This is a genomic window from Mesorhizobium sp. M7A.F.Ca.CA.002.15.2.1 (genome assembly GCF_003998715.1).
Lineage (GTDB): Bacteria > Pseudomonadota > Alphaproteobacteria > Rhizobiales > Rhizobiaceae > Mesorhizobium > Mesorhizobium ciceri.
On sequence record NZ_RZPI01001123.1, the window covers coordinates 1 to 920 of the forward strand.

General features: G+C 62.9%; 2 protein-coding genes. One reads left to right on the forward strand and one right to left on the reverse strand.

Annotated elements, in window-relative coordinates; all coding sequences use genetic code 11:
- Positions 1 to 541, reverse strand: a 541-nt coding sequence (locus ENZ74_RS33090; RefSeq protein WP_164761462.1) for a response regulator transcription factor, incomplete at its 3' end; no start/stop codon positions are given.
- Positions 542 to 716: 175 nt separating this feature from the next.
- Here ENZ74_RS33090 and ENZ74_RS33095 point away from each other — a divergent pair.
- On the forward strand, positions 717 to 920 hold a 204-nt coding region (locus tag ENZ74_RS33095), incomplete at its 3' end, for a fumarylacetoacetate hydrolase family protein (protein ID WP_206522399.1).

The window sequence follows — 920 nt, forward strand, 5'->3', positions numbered from 1 at the left end:
CGTAGGCGATCTGCTTGTTGAGCAGGCCCTGGCGCAGCATCTGCAGCACGCGCAGTTGCTGCGGCGTTAGCGTCGACAGGCGCTGCACCATGTCGGCGCGGTCGGCGCTGTCGGCGTCCGGCGGCCGGCCTTCGTAGGTCTCCGGCACATAGATCGCGCCTTCCATCACCGAGCGGATGGCTGCGGCGAGGTCGCTCTTGCGCGCCGATTTCGGGATGAAGCCGGCAGCGCCATAGGACAGCGCTTCGGAAATGATCTTCGGCTCCTCGTAACCAGAGACGATCACCACGGGCAGGCGCGGATAGCGGGTCCGGAGTTGCAGCAGGCCGTCAAAACCGTGCACGTCGGGCATCGAGAGGTCGAGAAGCGCGAGGTCGAACGGCTTGGCATCGGCCAGAAGATCGAGCGCCTCGGTGATCGAGCGCGCCTCCACCGTGTCGACTTCCGGATAGGCCATCTGCACGGCGCTGTGCAGCGCCTCACGAAACAGCGGATGGTCGTCGATGATCAGAAACCGGGCGCGATCGTGGGTTGCGGTCATGGGGTTCATTTCAGTTCGTGAGCGATTAGAATAACCTCTCCACCATGGCCAGATTATTGCCAAATAGTATATCGCCATCTCCGGCGGAAAGTGCCGCCGGCACTTTCTCGACCAAATCGCCTTGTCCAGGCCCCCAAATCGGTCGAATGTTCCGGCAACCAAGCAGAGACCCTTGATGACAGAATTCGTCCTTCCCCTGCCCGCAACCGCATCGGTGGCCGTTGCCGGCTCGTCCGATCGTTTTGCGGTGCGCCGTATCTACTGCGTCGGCCGCAACTACGCGGCGCATGCCCGCGAATTCGGCAATGACGAGCGTGATCCGCCCTTCTTCTTCACCAAGCCGGCCGACGCGGTGGTCGATTCCGGCACCGCTATCCCC